Source organism: Zooshikella sp. RANM57, assembly GCF_050749885.1.
Classification (GTDB): Bacteria; Pseudomonadota; Gammaproteobacteria; order Pseudomonadales; family Zooshikellaceae; genus Zooshikella.
On record NZ_JBOIUB010000004.1, the window covers coordinates 105,193 to 128,074 of the forward strand.

10 protein-coding genes are annotated in these 22,882 nt (G+C 32.7%); all 10 read left to right on the forward strand.

The window, feature by feature from the left end:
- Positions 1-238 precede the first annotated feature (238 nt).
- The 10 genes from ACQ96U_RS10270 (at position 239) to ACQ96U_RS10315 (ending at position 22,788) form a co-directional block, all read left to right on the forward strand.
- Complete coding sequence (locus ACQ96U_RS10270) at positions 239-1,411, forward strand: L,D-transpeptidase family protein (RefSeq protein ID WP_431721156.1); 1,173 nt, start codon at positions 239-241, stop codon at positions 1,409-1,411.
- Positions 1,412-1,486: 75 nt separating this feature from the next.
- The gene (locus ACQ96U_RS10275) at positions 1,487-3,064 is read left to right on the forward strand and encodes a sensor domain-containing diguanylate cyclase (protein ID WP_431721157.1); all 1,578 of its coding nucleotides are present in this window, start codon (positions 1,487-1,489) and stop codon (positions 3,062-3,064) included.
- Between the two features lie 630 nt (positions 3,065-3,694).
- The gene (locus tag ACQ96U_RS10280) at positions 3,695-4,441 is read left to right on the forward strand and encodes a hypothetical protein (RefSeq protein ID WP_431721158.1); all 747 of its coding nucleotides are present in this window, start codon (positions 3,695-3,697) and stop codon (positions 4,439-4,441) included.
- 54 nt (positions 4,442-4,495) lie between these two features.
- A complete protein-coding gene (locus ACQ96U_RS10285) occupies positions 4,496-5,053 on the forward strand; it encodes a hypothetical protein (RefSeq protein WP_431721159.1) in 558 nt (185 codons plus the stop codon).
- A gap of 35 nt (positions 5,054-5,088) precedes the next feature.
- A complete protein-coding gene (locus ACQ96U_RS10290) occupies positions 5,089-5,352 on the forward strand; it encodes a hypothetical protein (RefSeq protein ID WP_431721160.1) in 264 nt (87 codons plus the stop codon).
- Between the two features lie 71 nt (positions 5,353-5,423).
- Positions 5,424-9,656: a matrixin family metalloprotease gene (locus ACQ96U_RS10295; RefSeq protein ID WP_431721161.1), complete on the forward strand. Its 4,233-nt coding sequence runs from the start codon at positions 5,424-5,426 to the stop codon at positions 9,654-9,656.
- 40 nt (positions 9,657-9,696) lie between these two features.
- A complete protein-coding gene (locus ACQ96U_RS10300) occupies positions 9,697-18,609 on the forward strand; it encodes a thrombospondin type 3 repeat-containing protein (protein ID WP_431721162.1) in 8,913 nt (2,970 codons plus the stop codon).
- Positions 18,610-18,665: 56 nt separating this feature from the next.
- A complete protein-coding gene (locus ACQ96U_RS10305) occupies positions 18,666-19,694 on the forward strand; it encodes a hypothetical protein (protein ID WP_431721163.1) in 1,029 nt (342 codons plus the stop codon).
- Between the two features lie 80 nt (positions 19,695-19,774).
- Positions 19,775-20,518: a hypothetical protein gene (locus tag ACQ96U_RS10310; RefSeq protein ID WP_431721164.1), complete on the forward strand. Its 744-nt coding sequence runs from the start codon at positions 19,775-19,777 to the stop codon at positions 20,516-20,518.
- 29 nt (positions 20,519-20,547) lie between these two features.
- Complete coding sequence (locus tag ACQ96U_RS10315) at positions 20,548-22,788, forward strand: hypothetical protein (RefSeq protein ID WP_431721165.1); 2,241 nt, start codon at positions 20,548-20,550, stop codon at positions 22,786-22,788.
- Positions 22,789-22,882 lie beyond the last annotated feature (94 nt).

A 22,882-nucleotide genomic window follows, 5' to 3' on the forward strand; every position in this document is an offset into this window, starting at 1 on the left:
TGTTACTTATAACTTTGCTATGTAGTAATAGAATGAATAATTCATTTTCATTCTTTTTAGTTACGTGTTAACAACTATAATTTAACAGTATTTAAAAAAGTCAGATTAGTTAAAAACCTATTATACAGTTTACTGCATTTGCTGCAGTGTAACTTGGTTTTTAAGGTGTATGGCTGTTACACGCCTGAAGTAAACAGATTTTCGGGCATACATTCATTGGATGATAGTAGTACCTGATATGACATTGGTCACTTTGAATCAGAAATGTAAGATGGGTAGCTTCCTTGCGCTTGTGCTTTTAGCTTTTCAGGGCAAGGCCTTTTCATCGACAATGGCAGTGGCAAGCCAACAGTATTATCAATTATCAATGGCATTTCTCAGATACCATCAATTGGCACAGAGTTCTGTATGGCAATCATTGCCAACGTATGATCAATTCATGTTGTATAAGCCAGAAGACAAGAATGCGTTGCTGGCACAATTGCTGACAGCGACGGGTGATCATAAAACATCTTCTGACCCTCTTTATTTAGCGATACAGCGCTATCAACGTCGTCACCAGTTACCAGCCTCTGGTCATATTAACAAAGCAACATACCTATCTTTGTATGCTGGGCCTGGACAGAAAGCACAGTTAATAGCGCAAAATCTGAAGAGACTAGAGCATCTTCCTGATGATTTAGGGCGACGTTATGTGATGGTTAATGTACCTGATTACTCGCTTCAATATGTTGAAAATGGTGAAATAAAGTTGTCTATGCGAGTGATTGTTGGTAAACCTTATCGACCAACACCTCTTATGGTAGATACCATTCGCTCCATTATTGTGAATCCAACCTGGACTGTTCCTAGCAAGATAGCTTATAAAGATATTCTTCCTAAATTACAGAAACAACCTAACTATTTGAAAAAACATAATTTTAGTTTGTTCCAGTACAAAGATAATAATGTAGTAAACGTTGATTTTGATGATATTGATTGGGACAACATAAATTTTAACAAAGTAGATCGTTCAGCATTTCCATATCAGCTTAGACAGAGTTCAGGCTCACATAATGCTTTAGGACGGTTTAAATTTAATTTCCCAAATAGCCAGGCAATTTACTTACATGATACGCCTCAGAAATACTTATTCAGTCGCCACAACCGCGCGCTTAGTTCTGGTTGTGTGAGAGTGGAAAAACCTAGACAATTAGCTGAACAACTCTTAAAAAATAATCGATATTATTCAAGTAAAAAAATTGATCAGGTATTAAATTCTGGTCAGATGACAACGCTTTCGCTACATGCGCCTGTCCCTGTATATATTACTTATCTTACTGCTTGGATAAATAAAGAGGGAGAGCTTCGCTTTGCAAGAGACGTATATAACAAGGATAAGCTTCGTCGTATTTCAATGGCAGGTAAATAGCCAAATATATGCAGTGGATGCCTGACCTTCTGCTAAATTTAAAAGGAACTTAATCATTCGGCGAAGTCGGGGGCAATGTATAAGGAGCAAGTACAAAAGCGTATTTTAACCGTTCTAGTGATTCTATCGCTTGGCTTTTTGAGTTTAGAAGGCTGGATGACATGGATGCGTAACCAGTCAACTCAAGAATTAGTAGATTATCGCCAGAATTTTTTGCAGCAAAACTTAATTCGAATGGTTAAGCGTTTAGGGCTAACGCTACGCAGTGCTTGTGGTGATTATAGTCAGTGGACTGAGATGCAGGTTTTTTCAGAAAATCTGGATCGACGCTGGGCTAAAGTCAATATTGATACTAGCCTTCCTGAATTTGGCATTACGCATACCTGGGTTGTCAATCCTGAATACCAAACAGTTTACAGATTTGTTGTAGATAACCAGCCTGAATTAGAGCAACCACTACAAAAAGCCACCTTGAAGACAGTTAAAGGATTAGCGTTTTATCAAGGATTCTACCGACATAAACAATCTATTTTTGAACTTGCTGCATGTCCTCTCAATAGTAGTGAAGACTATGAACGCTTGGGTATAGCAAAAGGTTGGTTAGTACTTGCTCAACCTGTGGGTGAAGATTATTTAAAGCAAATAGCCTTACTAACTGACAGTGATTCCAGTATTGTACTTAATAACCACCAATCATTGACGTCAACGTTGAATGATCCATGGAATATTCGTATTGCCTTACCTTTAAGAGGGGTATCAGGACAAGCTGTTGCTTTTCTTGTAGCAACAACAGTGCTGGAAGATTTAAAGAAGCTTTATAATGCTTCGACTCAGCTAATCATTGTGAATGGTTTTTCAATCATTTGTTTGTTGTTTTTAACGTATTTTTTACTGCAAATTTGGGTGTTGTCCCCATTAAAACGTTTAACAAGTGCCTTGGACAAAAATACAGCCAGTGAGTTAAATACATTGCTTGCAAGAGATGATGAATATGGCAGGTTAGCATCACTGGTGAATGACTTTTTTAGGCAGCGGGATTTGTTGGCTGCAGAAATTCAAAAGCGCGGACAAGTCATGGATCAGTTGGCTCAGGTTAACCTACAACTGTTTGATAATGCACGCCTTGACGAGCTAACACAAGTTGCTAATCGACGACGCTTTGACGAATACCTGGCAAGTGCTTGGAGTAGTGCGATCAGTACAGGAAACCCTATTGCATTACTTATGATTGATTTGGATTATTTTAAACGGTACAACGATGCCTTAGGCCATCCCGAAGGCGATGATTGTCTGTCATTAGTTGCAGATGTTTTTCGTAATGTAGTAAAAAGTCGTCATGATTTATTAGCTCGATATGGCGGAGAAGAATTTGCTGGAATACTCCCTCTAACCGATGAGGCTGGCGCTAAAGTATTAGCAGGTCGTATTATAGAAGGTTTAAAACAAGCTGCAATTCCTCATCCTGGCAGTGAATTCCAAATAGTTACTACAAGTATTGGCGTTGCTGCTTGCTCCCCCATCCCTCATCAAAACCCCGATATGCTCATCAATATGGCTGACAAAGCACTATATGAAGCCAAGCGCCGAGGCCGCAATGGTGTCGTTGCGTTTAGTGAGCTGCCTAAGAATGTGGATGAGGATGGGATAGGGTAAATTTTAATTAAAGGTATTTGCCTAACTTTGCTTCAATGAATTGCATTAGTAGTAAATCATTACTTCGCTTAGTGATCACAAAAATACGCAATTTGAACTATTTTCCCTTGTTAAATAAATGGTTATTTGGGCGAGACTCTTAGATATATCCTAACCTTACCTAGTTTAAATAGGCTTTATAAGCCGTTAACATCAGGCTCAAACAAATTATTTTCTGAATAGCATCGTACCTTAAAAATAGGTACTTATATGGCATGAAGACTATTTTCCAATAGAGGTATAAATTAAGGGAAATAGCAATCAATGAATGATTCGTTTTGTCTATCTATTAAGTCAATACAGTCCGAATCCGGTTAAAAATTATACAAAAAACATTTGGAAGTTCATAGAGTACTTTAAGTTAATTCCTAAATTATAGCATTACAATACGATAGCATTCGTATTGTAATGCTGATAGAATAACCGACTTTAAGGTTTATATAAAATAGAAGATCTTGAAATTGTAATAGTCAAAATGCAAGGCAGCATCGCATGGAAGGCTTGATTATGTAAATTTACAGTAAGAGCACAGTGTGCATTCTGATTTTGCAAAGAATAGAGAAATGAATAAAAGAAATCAAGGAAGTATGTATGCTTCAAAAAATAGTAAGTTATAGCATTATTTTGATACTCTTTATTGTATCGAAGTGTAATGCCTCAGTTTTAGATATATTTATAAGTGATGTTACACCTGGAAGTTTTGAGTGTTGGATTCTTTCAGATAAAAAATTAACAAATACTAAATTAGAATTCTATAATAAAAAAGGAAGTGACTATTTTAAAAAAAAGGGGCTAATAGAAGTAAAACAAAAGTCAATTGCCATAAACAGACAATTAACAAAGATTGAAATTATTGGAGTGCAAGCTAATACAAAATACTATCTAAAAATATTATTCTCTATAGAAGAAAATGAAAAAATATACCCTGAAAGTGATAAATTTATAAGCTTGAAAACTCCGAAAAAAACTACATTTTTTGATGAGAAAGGATTGCTTTCGATCAAAAAACCAGTGAGTTTTAAGCTAACTGATAATAATTACTTAGATGCCAATAACACTCTTATTCTGGCGAAGCATCACGCTGCTTTATATCCAGTGGCGACAATTCCAAATAATAGTACAAATAAAGTATATATTGATATAAATCGATTTTATGGAAGTGATGGTAATCCAGTGTTAATAAAAAAATTAGAGGATATTGCTATAAATAAAATAAATTATAGCTCAGGAAGTAGTGTGGTTTCTGTGAATGAAGTATGCTATAGAATGAAAAACAATGAAATTGAGGGGGAGGAAAAAATAGAAGGGTTTATGGTGCTTGTTAGATGTGATAAATAAAAAATCGAATTAACATAAAATTTTATTAGATAAATAACAGCTTGTGAAGTGAAAGTGATGATTTTAAAAATAACAAAATTTTTTTTAGTCTTATGTATGGGTGCATGGTGGCAGTATTCATATGCCGACATTGGTAAATCATTAAGTTTAAATGAATTGATAGAACGAGCTAACTATATAGTATATGCAAAATGTGATAAAGTTGAAAGTTTTTGGAGAAATAATAAAGTATTTACAGGGTATGGATTTAGTTTAATAGATTCAATTAAAAATGATGTGCAATATATAAATATTGAAACAATTGGCGGCACAGCCTTACATCCACTATTAAAAACAAAAATAAGTACAAACGTTCCTGGGAGTGTTAACTTTAAATTAAGTGATAAAGTAATTCTTTTCTTGAATAAAAATGAAGAGAATGGACAGCTTAATGTTGTGGGTGGTAGTCAAGGTGTTTTTAGAGTTAAAGTAGATGAAAAAGGTAATAAATCAGTAGTTACATTTGTTAAAAAAGCAAAACTAGATATAAAGAATTCAAAAGCTGAACTTCTACATGAAAGCATTAAACTTGATGAGTTTATTTTAAAAATTAAAAAAATAATAAATAATTAATATTGATAGATAAGATTATTGCGGGTAGTGACTTGATGAAATATTTGTTATGTCTTTATTGTTTATTAAGTACGAATTTGTTTTCTGATAATTTATATGAGATTGATCCGACTGATATTCTGTATTATGAAGATGAATTTGTAAAAGAAAAATTAGTCCGAAAAGATGAATTGAATAATAAGGATGTTGATTTGAATAAAAAAGAAAAAAAAGAAATAGTTCAAATGATAGAGTTTGAAGTTGAAAATAAAAAGGTTGTTAATAAAACACAGAATTTTAAATTTATACCTATTCAATAGTAAAACAATAAATCATTAGTAAGCTTATTGAAGTTATATTGGCTTAATAAGTAATGGATTAAGAAAATATTATGAAGTTATTGGTTATTCGATTAATTACTTTATTTGGGGTTGGCATCTGTTCAATTAATTTTGCTCTAGCAGGTGGTGATTTAATTAAGTTTACAGATAATGGGGATGCAGTTCCAGCAAAATGGGATAAAAGAATGTTGCCTATATCCTATGTTTTGAGTGATGTGGGATATCTGAACTCAGAAATTACAAATGAGCAAATTGGTCAAGAAATAAATAATGCATTAAATAAATGGGAAGAAATAAACACAAGCTACTTAAAATTTAAGTATCTTGGTGAAGTAAGTAAATTTTCACATAAAGCAGAAAGTATTATTGGAACTGGGGTGGATGGTTATAATTTGATCACATTTTCAGATCCTGATATTGAATTTGATGAAGAAACATTAGCTTACTGTATGACAACAATAACTTCATCAGAACTAACTGTAACAGATATTAATAATGACCTTAATGGAGATGGTAAGCAAGATATACCAAATGGAATATACCCAAGGGGAACAATTATTGATGCTGATATAGTATTTGATGGAAAAAAAATATTTAAACTTACAAAAAACGATGATGGGAATGATTTGCAGTCAGTTTTACTGCATGAAATAGGACATTGTTTTGGGTTGTCACATTCATCAATAAAAAATTCAATAATGTTTCCATTTGTGAATAATGATTTTGAAATTGGTAGAACCTTGCATAGCGATGATATTGCGTATATTTCAAAAAAATACCCTTTACAAGAAAATTATTCAAATAATTATGGATTAATAAAAGGAAAAGTCATTGATGGTGCCACAAGTAAAGCAATTGTTGGTGCTCATGTTTATGCAGCTGACCCGCTAACAAAGAATAAGATTGTTGGTTCATATTCATTAAAAGATGGAATATTTGAAATACCTGTTCCAAAAGGTAATTATATCATTGGTATAGAGCCCCTAGATGGAGATCCCAGAGGATTAGAACCTGAGCGTATCAATCCAATAATTCGAAACACATTGGATACAGACTTTCCAGAAGAATATTACAACGAAAATGAAAGTGCGGTCGATGGAGAAAATACTTCGCCAAAGTTATTTAACATTAGTGAATTAAGGGAAATTTCTGATATAAACTTTATAACGAATAGTGTTGCTGAACCAAATAGCTATTGGGTATTAAATAAAGGTATTAACTATCTTTCATATCCAGTATCGTCACCTGAAGGTATTGATGCTTTTAGCCTACTGAAAGAATTGAGAAAAGCAAGTAATATTCAAAGTATTCAACGATTTAATTCAAAAACAGGAACATTTGAAAAAGCAACATTTGATTCTAAAAATGATGAGGTTTATGGATACAACTTTCCTATTAAGCAAGGTGTTGGGTATATTATACATAGTAAAACAACAAAAATTGTTGGTTTAATAGGTAGTAAAAATTGTCCTAAAGTAAATTTATATAAAGGTATGAATTTAATAGGCGTCGGGTGTATTCCTGGGAAATATTCAGCATTCGATTGGTTAAAAGAGCTTGGAACTAGTGAGGAAGTCAAATCAATTGAAAAGTATAATATAAAAACTAAGAAATTTGAAATTGCATACTATGATAAAGAACAGATAACGGGTGATAATTTTAAACTTAACGAAAGTGAAGCATATATTGTTAGAATGGCTAAAGATAAAGAGAATTTACAGTTAAAAAGCCATGGTAATTATGCTCCAGTTATAACCTTAGTTAGTCCTGGAAAAGTAATAATTGGGTCAGTTTTTTATATAGATGGACAAGGATTTAACACTGATATATCGAAAAATGTTGTAATTTTCAATAAAAGTGGTTTGGAAATAATCAGTGCTAAAGCAAATCAACTAGTTGTTAAGGCTTCAAGTAAAGTTGCAAAAGGCTTGTTGAAAGTTAAAGTAGCTGGTTTAGAAAGTAATGAAATTCCATTTGAAATTGTTCCCCAAAAAATAAAAAGTGCATCTTCTGAATTGGTTAATGGGCAAAAAGTTAGTGCTACGTTGAACGAATTGAGTGATATTGATGAATTTTCATTTATTGGAATCAGTGGTAATAAAATTAATATAAATTTTAATGTGCTAAACCAAAACTCTATACTAGAGCTTGCCCTTATTGATCCAAATGGTGCTGTAGTAAAGAAAGTTAGAACCGGTAAGGTAAATCAAATACTAATAAATAATTTTGAAATAACAAATACTGGGTTATATCGTTTACAGGTAAGTATAATCGAAAAATCAGGGAAAGCTGAATATAGATTAGATTTTAATATAAAAGGTAAGAAAAAAATTCCTGAAGTACATATAACTAGTGGTAATGGGCAAACTGCTATTGCAGGAGCAGAATTGGGATTACCTGTGGAAGTTATTACATCAGGGCCTACAGGTTTTCCCGCAGCAGGTATTCCAGTAACATTTGAAGTTCAAAGAAGAGATAATGCATCAATATTCAATATTCAAAAACGAAGTATGTATGCAGCTTCTATAAATAACAAATCATTTTCAGTAAACTCTAATAGTCAAGGTGTTGTAGCAGTAAAAGTGTTAACACCGAATCAAAAAGGTGTCTATGATATTATTGTTAGTGCACCGAATATGAAACCTGCAATATTAACGGTAAGTGTTGTAGAAAAGCAAATTAAAAAAGTTTTGATAAAAGGTAAAGAGCAAAAAGGAATTGTAGGTAAAACGCTTAAAAAAGATTATAGTATACAGTTCCTAGATGAAAGCAATGAGCCAGTAAGTCAAGTTATGACTAATTGGAAAATAATGAATAAAGCAGGGAAAATAAAAGTTAAAAAAGGAGTTATATATTCGAATAATAATGAAAATGAATTTGTAGTAAAAACAGATGATAGTGGAATCATTCAAGTAAGTCATCAGCTTGGTGAAAAAGCATATTTTGATGATTTTAGTGATAACCCGAATGTATCATTAATAAATTTCCCGCATCAGGTTATTGCAACGATTCCTGGACATGCTGCACCAGTTATATTTTCTTCAATAGGTAAACCTGATATTGCTTCAGACATTGAGATAATTGCTGCACCATATAATAGACTATCAATAGGGACTGTTCGTTCTAATGCAGTAAAAGTTAAAGCGTATGATAAATATAAAAACCCTGCACCAAATGCTCAAATAAAAGTAGATTTACCTGATAACTTACAACTATATAATGGTGAATATAAAGGTAAAATATATACTTCAATGAAAACCGATGAGAGGGGATTGTGGGTTGGTGGTATTGGTGCAAAACCAGGATTCAAACCTTCTTTTGATGAGTTTGGAGTAAAAATAGGAGCACCTTTTCAATGTTCAGTAAATGTGGGGAGTGAAACAAAAAACATATTTATTGCTGTTGATATGGGCCCTACACTTGTTACTTCGAAAGGATCAAACTCAACAGGATATATAGGCAAATCACTAGAACAGCCTGTCAAATATAAAGTCTTTCGTTTCCAGAGGGTAGATAGATATATACCCATTGATTCAGAAGGTAATGATGATGATAGTGGAGATTGGACTGATGAAGATTATTCAAAAGTTAGGCGAATTGATATTTCTGGTGTAACAGTTAATTTAGGAATTCGCCGTGATGACAAAAAAGATCTTTCATCGCTGGGATTAAATTCAACAACAATAAATGGAACAACAAACTATACGGTTAAGACAGATGAAAATGGCGTTGCAACAATTAATAAAATAAAAGCAGGAGATATTTCGGGAATAGTACAAATTGTGAGTAGTAACGGCGGATCAGTTGTACCATTTTTCTATGACAATTTTCATAAAGGCCAGTCTGGAAAAAAATTTAAAACACAGCAGTTTATCGGTGAGACAATCACTACTTCAATTAATATTAAACCAGTAAAAATACAGTTAATTATAAAAGATCCTTTCCCAGAAACTGGATTGACAGTAAATAATGATGTTTATCCAACGATTGGGAAAGTGAGTGGTATTGATTTGTCAGAATTAAAAATTAAATTACATAAAAAATCACTGTTATCACCAGGCGTAAATGGCGAGTTTCCTTATTATAGGCAAATAGTATTAGATAATGTCGCAGTATCAAATTTTAATGATAGCCTTTTCTCTCAAAAACCAAGTGAAATAACAATAATTTATTTCCCTACTGCTAAACAGATAAGACAAGGGAATGAGTTAGTTATTTCTGGGTTAAAAGATTCTGTTGGTAATACCACTGAAGAAAAGGTAGTTCAGTTTCCTGTTAATTAATATGTGGTTAAACAAAAAATTATAAAGGAATTAGATCTGTATGATATGTAGTGAAAGATTTAGCCGCATAATATATGTGCTAATTATTCTTTGCGCAAGTATATTTAGTAAAAGTATAACTGCTAAAACCTTGGGAAATATAATTGAAGCTGATATTACGTCACATTCATTTTCTTTAATATACTATGATAAAGATCCAGTTAAAATAAGAGTTGAGTTGTTTGATGATGTTTATGGCCTGAAAAAAATAGATAAACTTGATGTGAAAGTTGGGTTTTCTATATCCAACTCTACTGAACTAGAAAATAAGCTAAGTGAGCAAGGTATTGTTTCTATACAAATATCAAACCTTGAATCAAATAAAAAGTACTTTTACAAAATACTAATAGAAGATGCAAATAATCCTCAAAACACATGGGTTATACCAAATAAAGAAGTATTGCCATCAGTAAAAACATTTGATAAGGCAACTCCAGTCAATAATCCTACTGTTGCAATAAGTCTGAATCATGATGATGAGTCAAAATATGGAATAGTACTTGTTAGGAATGAAGATGGAAGCTTTGTTACAGGTTTATCTGGTGATAACTCGCCTGAAGGTATTGCGTTAATTAATTTGAATAATTTGTATGATCTTTCAAAAAGAACAAATAGACAGTTGAAAGAAAATGAAATGCTTATTATGAAATCCCTGGCAGGAAAAGAGGGAAATAATGATAGTGATTTCAAGTTAATAAATTGGTCAGAAAAAGATGAAATTGGTGAGCTATATAAATTCAAATCTGCAATTGAATTGAGTGATTGGGTTGATACTGATAAAGATGGTATGCCTGATCACTTTGAAAAATTATACGGGTTAAATCCAAATATAAATGATGCAAAAAAAGACTTTGATAATGATGGTGTAAATAATAAAGATGAATATATTTATGGTTTAAATCCAAAAGAAAAAGATTCTGATAAAGACGGCTTAGACGATAAACAGGAAATATCTATAGGGACTTTAGCCTCAGAAAATGATACGGATGGTGATGGAATTAGTGATGGTGATGAACAGCTTATTTATTACACAGATCCATTGAATGTAGATACGGATGGTGATAGTGTTAATGATGGTGTTGAAATTGATTTTGGGACAGATCCGAAAGATATAAATAAACGCCCACTTTTTGATGATGATGGTGATGGAATTGAAAATGATGTAGATAATTGTCCAAAACAAGTGAATCCTGATCAAGAAAATCACGACGATGATGAAAATGGTGATGCTTGTGATATGGATGACGATAATGATGGCGTTGCAGATAGTTATGATAATGCACCATTTACACCGAATATTGACCAAGTTGATTCAGATAACGATGGTATTGGAGATGTAATTGATAATTGTCCTAACAATATTAATCCTTTACAAGAAAATAATGATGGAGATGAATATGGTGATATTTGTGATCCAGATGATGATAACGACGGCGTTAATGATTTCAAACCAATAAAAAGTGCAAATGAATTTGCACGAATAATTGTGAACATAAAATCAATTAATAAAGTAAGCCTGCCTATTATAAATTCACAGAGAGCATTTATATATTTTATTAAATACATACCCGCTAGCAAAAAAAGTGTGATTTTAGGTTCTTACAATCTCATGACTCGGGAATATGAGAAAAAAGAATTAATTTTAGAAGAAAAATCTGTTGAAGGGATTTTAGCTATACAAGCTGATGCATATATATGTAATTGTATAAATTTTGAAGAAGAATCCGAAATTGAATTAGAAACATCTACTGCTGAGAAATTAAAATTAAAGATTCCTCCATATAAAAAACTACCAGCTAATGGAGGACTATTGTTTATATCAAAAGATGGATCTTCATTCGAAAATTATAAACTGAATAGCACACCTCAAAAGTTAAGTCGTTTGATTCAAAATGGAAACTCACCTGAAAATTTGGATAACTGTAGATTCATACCAAATCCTGAGCAGGAAGATATTGATGGTGATGGTATTGGATTATTGTGTGATAAAACTAAAGACGATATTGATGGAGATGGTGTAAAAAATAATTTTGATAATTGTCCTGAAACTCACAACGAAGATCAAAATAATATAGATGGGGATTCATTTGGTGATGCTTGTGATGATGATATAGATGATGATGGATTAAAAAATCATCAAGAAGAACAAATTGGGAGTAATCCATATGCTGCAGATACAAATGATAATGGTATCAATGATAGCGATGAAGATTTTGATCTGGATGGAGTCCCTAATTTACAAGAAATAAAAGAGAATAGAAATCCTCATGCATTAGAAGTTCAGCTTAAAACTGGAAAACAATTAATACACTATCCACTTACTAATTCATCAACTTCATATGAACTTCTTTCATTGTTAGGTGGAAGTGAGTATATTGAAAAAATAGAGCAAACTGCTGATAATGAAGAGGATAAAAAAGTAGCTTTCTATGACGTTGATAATAATAAAAATGGAAATAATTTCACTATTAACTCTGGTTCTGCTTTTATAGTCACAGTAAAAAAACAACGGATACACAGATGGGAAAGTAATATTGCATGCGTTAATTCAGAGTTAAAGATTGGCGTCAATTTATTGGGGTTTGGTTGTGTCAAGGAATCAATTTCAGCATTTAAACTGCTAGAATTGCTGGGAGGGAGTGATGTAGTATCGATGATTCGATATTTTAATAGCGAGGCTCAACGTTTTGTATTTGCAGGATACGATGAAGGTGTCTTGGTAGGAGATGACTTTAATATCAATAAAGTAGATGGATATATTATAAACTTAAAACAGCAGATTAAAAGTTTACCTAATGAAATCCTAAATAATAATAAAACAAATTTTAGTGTAAATTTTGATGATAATCAGGTTGTTTCTACTGATGAGCCCTTATTAAAAGGGCTAGTAAAGGATGATGATGCTTTTATAACAATAAATGGTATTGTCGCTAATAAAGTTTTAATTCCTGGAGGAGTTGAGTTTTATACAAAATTGAAGGGCCTCAAGGAAGGTGATAATGAAATTATAGTAAAAATTCTTGATAGCGGTAACCAAATTTATCAAAGACATTTAAAAATTAAGTATGCTATTCCACCTCAAATAAATATTACTTCACATTATGATGGAATGGAGCTTAATAGTAAGTGGACAACATTACATGGATCAGTTGATATTCAGGATACAGTTGTAAAAATAAATGATAAACCTATTACGATTAATAATGGTGTTTTTAGTAAATTAGTGGAGCTTAAGGAAGGGAGTAATCGAATAAGAGTTACAGGGAAGAGCCCAAAAGGTGGTTTTGTAAAACATGACATATTTATTAATGTTAAACCTGTCTACGTGACAATTTATTCAGGAAGAAAAAGAGTAGTTGATTTTGATTTGCCACTTGATAATAATGTTATAAATGAAATGAGCTCTTGGAAAACAAGGAGTTCTATAGTTGATGAAATTACAGTGGGTAAGACTAATATAACAAAATTTTTAAACAAAGGTAGGATTAAGATATCTTTTGGGCTAACTTTAAAAGATAAAAAATATACTGGAGTGTCAGATGGTTTTGTTAAATTAAATTTTGTAAATAAAGATAACGATAATTTACATGAGGAAAGCATTTGGTTAAAACTTGCAGTTGTCGATAAAAAGCCAATTTTGGATATTGATCCAAAGTATTTTGGGAAAATATATGACTCTGAAAACTTTCTACTTTCTGGAAGGGTTTTTGGGTCAGTTGGAAAACTAAAGGTCAACGATGAAGATATTGACCTTATATACGCTAATGGGAATAACTACTTTTCTAAAGATGTTAAATTAACTCCAGGAAGGAATTATATAGACCTTACTGTGCTTAATAATACAGTTGAAGATGTAAAAGAATTAGTGGTTTACCGAAAAACAAACTCTCCAGTAAATGTTGATATTATATCACATAAAAATAAACAAGTTGTTAGTGATGATAAAGTCAGCCTGTCAGGAAAAGTATCACATCCCAATTCAAAAATATTTATAAATGGAGAAAAAATTGATGTGGTTCAAGGTGAAGATGGGTTAGGGTATTTTAATTATAAATCAGAATTAAATGATGGGAATAATGATTTTAAAATTACCACAAACTATTCAGGTCTTGTTGGTGGTAATACTTTCCGTATAATAAAAGCACCGTTTGTAATCTCAATTGACTCTTTCAATGAATTGGATGAGGTTAGATATGAAAAATTAACTATTTTAGGCTCTAGTTCTTCTAAGCTCGAAGAAATTTATGTGAATGGTAAAAAAATAAATGTCATTGATAATAATTTTAATGGTTATCTCACTTTAGAAGAAGGTGATAATCAATTATCGTTTACTGCTAAAGAATCTAGTGGTAAGGAATTGTTGTTTTTCAAGAATGTAATATTTAAACCATATAAATTTACGATTCCAAAAGTTGGAGTTGCTAACGTTGATCTTTTCGTAGAAGTTCCAGATGAAATAATACCAAAAATAAAAAGCTGGGATTATAAAAAATCTAATAAATTAACTCCAGCGGGAGCTTTTAGATACCCATTCATGGGTAAAGTAAAATTATCCAACAAAATTGATAAAGTTGGTTACGGTAAAATAAGGCTAAAGTATTTAGTTGAAAACTCAGGAAGAAAAATTGCAAGAAGATTTTCAAGCAAATATATAGCAAGTGGACTTGCCCCTGGATTTTATAAGGATAATATTGATATAGACTTTGTTAATGGTAAGGGTGAAATATTATACTCAAAAAATATAAGCGCTACTTGGGATGTGAAAAATATTGATAAGAAAACAGAAATATTTATAGATTCAATATCGGATAACCAGAAAGTATTTAAAAGAACCATTAATATGTTTGGTTTTGTTTATGGTGCTAATATTGAACAAGTATTAGTTAATGGGCAAAAGGCAAAAATTTATGGTAATGATTTTTCTATTCATAATGTACAGTTGAACTATGCTACAAATAATACAATTATCATTGAAGTGTCAGATAAAGATGGTAGTAAGTATTTGAAAAAAATAAATGTAATACATGAGCCGAAAATTATTGCATTTAAACCAGGGGAAACCAAAAAATTTGATTTTCAATTGTATGGATATTCGGGATTTGGTAAAGGGGCAAAATTAATTGATGCTGATTTAGATACAAGGTATAGCGAACTGGTAAGTGTTTTAAATGATGAGTATGACTTCGAAGCAAATAATCCTTATATGCTTTATAAGCATGTGATTGCCAGTTTTGAATTAAAGTATAGTAAGTTGGCTGATGCTGGTTTATGGCGGCCTGGTAATACAAGACTGATCTCCAGTAATGGACATTATGTTCTCTTTTCGAGTGCTACTCATGAAGAAAAGTACGATCTTTTCTATCAGCTTGATCCTGAAGGGGAGATTATCCCTGATATAAGGTTAATTTCTCATAAAAATGATCAAGTCGTATATAGAGAAACTGAAGATTTAGCTATTGGTATTGAGAATGATGGATTAGCACAAATATGGGTAAATGGTACACTAGCTAGAAGAACCTATCTCGATAGAAATAAAAATATTAATGACTCAGGTAAGTTTATTCTGGAGCATCATGCAGCTGTAAATTTAAAAAATGGTGCGAATATAATTTCTGTTCGAGCCGTTAGTCATACTGGCCACGAATCTACTAAAGAATTTAAATTGAATAAGATGCCGTGGGTTAAGCCTAAAATACATTTATCTGGTGGTATTGATGGTATTGAAATATATCGTAGTTCAGAGAATGAACTTTTTACTATTCGTGGGAAAATTGATTCATCTATTCCTGTAGATACAATTCTTGTAAATGGTATTAAGGCATCAATCAAAAAAAATAATAACAGCTTAGTGTTTGAAGCTAAGATTGAACTTTTAGGAGGAGTTAATAAAATTGAAATTGTTGCCAATAACCCAGGAGGGAAAACAACTTTAACGCCTTCAATTATTGTACTTGAGAAAGCACCTGATTTGAAAGTTGAGCTTGAAGATAATGTTAATAATGGTGATAGTATTAGAACTGAAACTGTTCGCTTTAACGTTAATCAAGGTGATAAAAATGCCAAACTTGATATCTTTGTAAATAATAAAGTTTTTAAAGAAAATATACAGTATGAATCATCTTTTAATGTGCCATTGCTCGAGGCAGGAAAGAATACCATTACTTTCAAGTCAACAAACTATACTGGGTCAACGGAACGATCATTTGTATTTGATGTGCCTGAGAATAGTAGGGTTCCACTATCAATAAATTTAGGGGAGACTAAATTTATTGATATACCATTACCTATAAGTATGGATCAGTTATCTAATGTGGTTCAGATAGATAATGGATATTCATCCAATCATAACTTTAATGTCTCTAATGATGATAAATTAATTGCAAAAAATGGAAAAGTTTATCATAGAGTAAAAATTAGGTCTGGTTGGGAAACCGAAATTGAGCAGCATATCATTCCATTAATAATTAAGCTATTTAATAAAAATGATGAACTATTATTAGAATATCCTGTAGTTCTTAAAGCTAATGTTACTGATGAGCCTATTATACCTGAGTTTACTATTTCTCATGAAAGTGGGCACATTGTTAGAAATGATCATGTAACTCTTTTTGTACAAACTTTAAATGATGCCAACCCTGTAGTGACTATTAATAATGAGGAAACAACCGTCATTAACGGCCCCAATCATAGTAGTATGCGTTTAGATAGACGTTTTGTACGTCGAATTAGCTTACACGATGGTGAAAATAAAATACTCATTTCTGTAACTAGCCATACTGGTAATACTGTAAATAAAACTGTTTTGTTGATCAGAGATCAAGCTGTTGAGCCTATTTTAAAGCAATTGTTTGATGATCAAGGCTTCGTTATTTACACTAATGATTCGGGAGAAAAACAAGTTGATATCGTTAGATATAAAAAATATGAAAACCATGATAAGTTTCATTTAAATGGAGTTTTCGATGGAAATATTCAAGTTGATTCATTGATGATTAATGAAACCAGTTTGAATGTTGAACATTTTGACAATGATCATTATTCAAATGAAAGCTTGGTGGATTATAAGTTTGACTATGATTTACCTGTGATTAAAGGTATTAATAAATTCACAATTAAAGCAAAAAATAGTAATGCTGAATCTAGTTTTAATCTTATAGTTAAGTTCCTAGAAGAAAAACCAGCATTAACTATAGATAATATTAATGATGGACAACTTCTAAGTGATCTTAGTTTGAATGTTAGTGGTACAGTATCAGATATTTCTGCACAAGTGAGAGTCAATGGTGTTGATGCTAAAGTGAATGCTAGTGGGCATTATACTGCTTTGATTAAACTTGATCCTGGTTCTAATACAATTACTGTTGAAGCAGATAATTATAGTGGTAGAACATCATTAGAAAGAAATGTCATAGTATCACTTGAGGAGCAAACCAAATTTGATCTTAGGCTTGCTGCAGGAAGCAAAGGAACAGCCTGGATGACTTTTTATGAGCCGAAAGCAGTTCTTGAACAGTTAAGACAAGTCTCTCCTAGAGTTAATTGGCCAAGTTATGATTTTTCAAATTTAAGTATGTCTATGGAGCGACTTAATGCTAATGCTTTAAAAATTGGTATTACTTTAGAATTGAAAGCATCAGCTTTATCAGGGACTCAAGAGATACCTGTAACCCTAACCTTTACTGACAGCGAAGGAAATACATTATTTACACGTGATGTTGTTATTAATGTAGTGATTCCTGTACCAGAAGAATCTCCAAAAATTACGTTAAGTAATATAGTTAATGAGCAGGTAATTAATGGTCTTGAATATACAATTAGAGGGGAAATTTCTGACCCGAATGCAACTGTTACCGTTAACGGAGTAACCGCTACTGTTGAAGAGCGGCAGTTTAAAGTAACGGTACCTTTGACGCTAGGAAATAATGTTATAAAGATAATTGCAACAAACCAGTATGGCAGTACCGAAATTGAAGTTCGTGTTACTGCTAAAGAAGCTGATGACAATGGTGGTAGTGGTTCAACTAATGATCGGGTTTCAGTTGAAGTACCAATTAATAGTACAGCAAAAACTTCGCTCACCATTAAACACCCTTTACTTAGCCAAATGGCGTTTTACTCTTATCGTGTTAGTAAATCTCCTAACTTTATAAGTGGCTTCAGTGCTGACAATGCTATGATACGAAATGGAGTACTTACCTTAGATATGTCATTTAACACACGGGCAAATGCATTACCGGGTACTTATGAAGTACCAGTAATAATTGACATTAAAGGGAGCTCTGGCAATGTGCTGTTTTCACATGAAGTTACTTTCAATATCATTATTCCTGAGTTGTCTGTAATTGACGAAGCGCCAGTATTGAAACTAAGTAATCTTGAGGAAGGACAAATAATTAAGGGGTTACGCTTCACTGTTTTAGGGACAGTTTCAGACCCAAAAGCAGAGGTTGTTGTGAATGGAGTCAAAGCTCAAATTCAGGGTATTGGTTTCAGTGTACCTATAGAGCTGAAAGAAGGAAATAATTCAATCCAGATTAAGGCAACGAATGATTATGGTAGTGATACCAAAGTTATAAATGTAATAGCTCAAAAGCCATCTATACCTGTAATAGAAATGTCAGTGACTAATGGTCAAGGTTCAGGTGCATTGAAGCTAGATATTGATGGAGAATTATTAAGACAAGTAGCTAACTTCACTTTAAATTTTGATGGTAATTCACCTGTATTTATTAGCCGATGGTCTGTTCAGAATTTATACTTATTAGCGAACGGAATTGAAGGTGATTTATTCATAAATATTCCGCAAAATACAGAGGCTGGTACTTATATGATTCCATTTAAATTTATTCTTAAAAATGGCTCTGGAGAGAATTTGGTTGTTAAAGAACTATTAATATCACTACAAGTTAACTAAAAGTATGTATCAATCTAAAGGGGCACAGCATGCCCCTTTAACAAAGGAAAGTTATCATGAATTTAATAACTAAATCGGCTTTTACTTTTTTATTGTTTATATCATGTATTATTTATGCCTCGCCAAGTGACGATGAGTTTGATAATGCATTGAGTAGTTTAGGAGCTTTTCAATCAAGTCAAGCAAGACAGGCAATTCAAATTTTACTTCAAGCTGATCAATCTACTCTAAAAAAAATACACAAGGCACTTGCAGAAGTATCGGCTGAGGAAAATAAAATATCTGATTACCAGTCAGAAGCATTTTATAAAATTGCAGCTAAGAAAATTCAATTAGTGATGGTGCTTGGTTTGATTGGTGATCAAAAAAGCATTAAACCATTGATAGATGCTGATAAAATTTCTTTGCCAGAACATATGGTGCATCAACAAATATTTTCGTCATTAGCTCAGATTGGCCCTAGTGAGGAAATATATCTTTATGCAAAAAAAGTATTGAATACAGAAGGCGTTTCTATTATTCATCAACGTAGTGCTTTTGTTCCATTAATTATGAATTTAAATCCTGAGTTATCTAGCATTGTAACAAAATATCTAGCAAATAATACTAGTACTGATATTAAAGATATGGCTATTTTTCTTGGTGCAAAGCTTGGTTTAAAAGATCTGATTATGCCTCATATTAAATCGTGGCTTGCAAAGCCATTAAGGGATGTGGGTGATTACTATGTCTTACTCGCTTTAGCTGAAATAGTATCACCGGATGAATTTGTAAAATCCGTAAAGTATAAAGCATTAAGTCAGAATTTTGTAAGTTTAGCAAAAAAATATAACGATTTTAAATATGCAAAAACAAAAGATGATAAAAATAATCAAGTAAGTGTTTTATTATCATCATCAGCTTTTGAGTTGCGTTTGTTGGCGCTTGAGTATTTGCTGAAGAATAAGAGATTAGATTTGCTTGAGAGAAATCAGGTTGTAACTAAAGATCAGAATAATAATTGGACCGTTCCATATAAATATGCCGCTGAAATGAGAATGTTGGGTTATAAAATAAAAAGTAATGGTGATATAGCAACAATTTAATAAATATTAAATTGGTTTTAAGTGTTTTGTGGGGAAAATGTTTATCCCCTTTAATATGGGTTGAACAGTAAACGAATACCATGTTAAATAAAAAAAAATCATCTAAACAAACGTGTTTATTGTTGTTCTTTTTCTTTGGTTTGCCATTGATTATTGGTTTATCCATTTGGCAGTTAGGAAGCTATGGTCCATTTGAAATAGTGCTGGAAACAGATGAACCTGTTGAAGATGTAGTTATTTACTTAGGCTACTACCATGCTACCGATCATGGTGTTGGTGGAAGCTATTCAGAGAAGCGTATTGTTAAGACGGGTCAAAAGATTCATTTCCCACGCGGTTGGGTTGGGCGGTTTTGGCCTGACCGACCTCCAGTTTTGACATTATCGGTCTATCATCCATTATTATCAACATCTAGTTATGGCATCGAAATACCCAGTAATAATCATTTTATTCCATTTAATTTCGATCCAGTTAAGTTATATACAGTTGATGATTCTGTGAAAGCAATATATAAGCAACACTTTTATGAAAATCCCGATGATTATTATGATGCTGTGATGAAAGTAGATAACGTATCTTTAATCGAGGCAAGAAAAATATCATGGCAGGAACATTATGCAGACTATTTATATACGCATTTTATAAGAATTAATAGAGAATATCTAGAAAATTTTACTCCTGGGCAAATGATACTTCAAAAGTATATACCTGGTATAGAAAAAATATGGAATGATGCCAGTCTTCCTATGAGTATTACTGATGCACGTTTTGCTGAATCCTATAAACGTTCTATTGTAAATCAAATTAAGGTTAAACATTTATAGCTTGTGCTGCTATATGCTTGGTGAAATATATGAGTTATTATAAATTATTTGTTCAATGTCTTTTGTTGTTGTTTTTTACAATGATTAGTTATTGTTGTAGTGCACATAATACAAATACAACTCACACACTTATATCTGATAGTGCGATTGAAACGATTCAATTGGAAGATAAGTCAAAGTTGAATTATGCTGAACTTTACTATGAAGAAGAAAGCTTTAAAAATGGTGTAAATGAATCAATAAAAAAGTACTGGGGGACTGATCCAAAATTTGATGAAAAACGGTCAAAAGCCGATGACGAGAATGGGTTTGCTGTTTTTAGGAATCCTGTAAAGAATGTGATTGATGGGGTGGTACAAGAGGATGATCCTGTTAACCGTGTTTTTTCGCATTTTTATCACGCTTACAGTGGTATTCCTATGACCTTTGGTACTCAAGGATTGAGAAATAAAAGTAAGATAGGTTCTCCTATTGCTGCTTTTCCACCTGCATTATTATTTACGCCGGATGATGATACTGCGTTAGCAATGATTGGAGAGTTAGTTCCCAGTAAGCAGGTAGGTGTGCGCTATTTTGATCAAGCGATCGAGGCGTTTGGTTATGTAGATGAAAAGACTGATCCAGAAGGGTTTGAGGGATATGATCAGAGTAAAGAGTTAGGGTTTTGGTTATTTGGTCATTCTTTACACCATGTAGAAGATATGAATTCTATAGCCCATACAGCAAATGATCCCCACTTGACTGATTTTATGGTTGGTGGTGTTCTTCACGAAGAAAGAGACGATAATGAGGCTCATTTTATTCCTACCCAAATTTGGCGAACAAATGATACTAGTTCATCAAAAAAACCAATGTTTAATATTCAAAAATTGTTTAATCCAAAAATTATTAAACAACGTCATGATCATTTGTCACCAGTAAAATCCTTTGATCGAGTTTGGCCTAAACCAATTAAAAATCCGTCATTGGTGTTAAGTGAGCAACAGGATTTGTTTGCTAATAGTCTGGCGCGAGGGGTATACAATATGGCCTTATACCAGGCACAATTATATTACCCTGTAATTTTTGGACATTCTAATGCAGCAAATGGCGAGCTTGCAGAAATGTTTAATAGCCCAAATTGTGAGCAAACAAATAGCTGTCGTTTAACATGGGAATGGAAGTGGATGGATGGGGCTCGTTGGTCAATTGATGGTGTAGGAAGTTATTTTTATCGCGACTTTAGAGAAGATTGGGATTCTACATGGTGGGAAGCCAGTGAGTATGGAGGACCAAAGGGGTATTTTTATATTGAGCAAATTATGCGGGGAACAGGACTTGGAAAGGATTTTAATGAAGCTAACCTGGTACGACCTTATGGTATAAGAAAAGAATTCACAAAGCCTTATGGCCCAGGCAACCCAGTAATAAAAAATGATAAAAACTTAAGCTTGGCTGAATTATATTCAGAAAATCTGTTGCCTTTTGGTGTTTGGTATTCTGCTAGTTATAGTCGTTTTTGGTATGATATTGCTAATACACCACCTTATCTTAAAAAAGTCACTGTCAAACAACAAGAGAAAACAGTTTATGCGGGACTTTGGGAAGATAAGTATGATAAACGTTTGTTGACATTAAAAGCTGAGGCTATGTTCAATCAGGATGTGCCTTTAAAGATGGTTTATGTGAAAGAGAGAATTTTAAAACTCGATCCTAAACAACCCGTAGTAGCGTTTATAAACCCTGATAAAGCAATAAATGTTATGTTGGAGTTTAATGAACCGATTAAAGACCCAAGAGAAAAAAATAGCGGTTTTAGTATAGGGTTTGACAATATAAAGACGTTAAAAATAAACGATGATTATACTGTAGATCCTATCGATGAGAGCACTGGTAGCGCGAAGAATGTTAATAATCGTTGGATGCAACAACGCCGTTGGATGGTGAGTATAAAGCCTGGTGTACTTGGGAAGGTTGATGGTCGTATACCCCTTAAGGTAACGGCGCAAGATTTGAATAATCACCATGGAAGTACGGGAGCAGAACTTGATGATGACCCTTCTACACCTGCACGCCGTCAGCGTCGTAATGCTGATAAAGCACGTGAAGACTTTAAGGAAGGACAGCAAGGTTGGGATGGTGAAGGCTCCTATCCATGGCATACTGAAGTCAGTGTAGATATTAACTTTAAGGATATGAAACCAGGGGACTTTGCTTATACCTATGGTCAGGGAGATACAAGCCATGTGTTGCTGTTTGATAGTACTCCACCAGAGGTTATATTAGATTAGCTTATCTTTAATTGGTATCTCCTTGTTTGTCGAGGGGATACTAACAATAAGTTATTTCCTGGCAATGATGAGTCTACATTTCTGGAGGGTTAGT

Coding starts and splice junctions, on each gene's coding strand:
- ACQ96U_RS10270 (WP_431721156.1), top strand. CDS start 239: ATGACATTGGTCACTTTGAATCAGAAATGTAAGATGGGTAGCTTCCTT.
- ACQ96U_RS10275 (WP_431721157.1), top strand. CDS start 1,487: ATGTATAAGGAGCAAGTACAAAAGCGTATTTTAACCGTTCTAGTGATT.
- ACQ96U_RS10280 (WP_431721158.1), top strand. CDS start 3,695: ATGCTTCAAAAAATAGTAAGTTATAGCATTATTTTGATACTCTTTATT.
- ACQ96U_RS10290 (WP_431721160.1), top strand. CDS start 5,089: ATGAAATATTTGTTATGTCTTTATTGTTTATTAAGTACGAATTTGTTT.
- ACQ96U_RS10295 (WP_431721161.1), top strand. CDS start 5,424: ATGAAGTTATTGGTTATTCGATTAATTACTTTATTTGGGGTTGGCATC.
- ACQ96U_RS10300 (WP_431721162.1), top strand. CDS start 9,697: ATGATATGTAGTGAAAGATTTAGCCGCATAATATATGTGCTAATTATT.
- ACQ96U_RS10305 (WP_431721163.1), top strand. CDS start 18,666: ATGAATTTAATAACTAAATCGGCTTTTACTTTTTTATTGTTTATATCA.
- ACQ96U_RS10310 (WP_431721164.1), top strand. CDS start 19,775: ATGTTAAATAAAAAAAAATCATCTAAACAAACGTGTTTATTGTTGTTC.
- ACQ96U_RS10315 (WP_431721165.1), top strand. CDS start 20,548: ATGAGTTATTATAAATTATTTGTTCAATGTCTTTTGTTGTTGTTTTTT.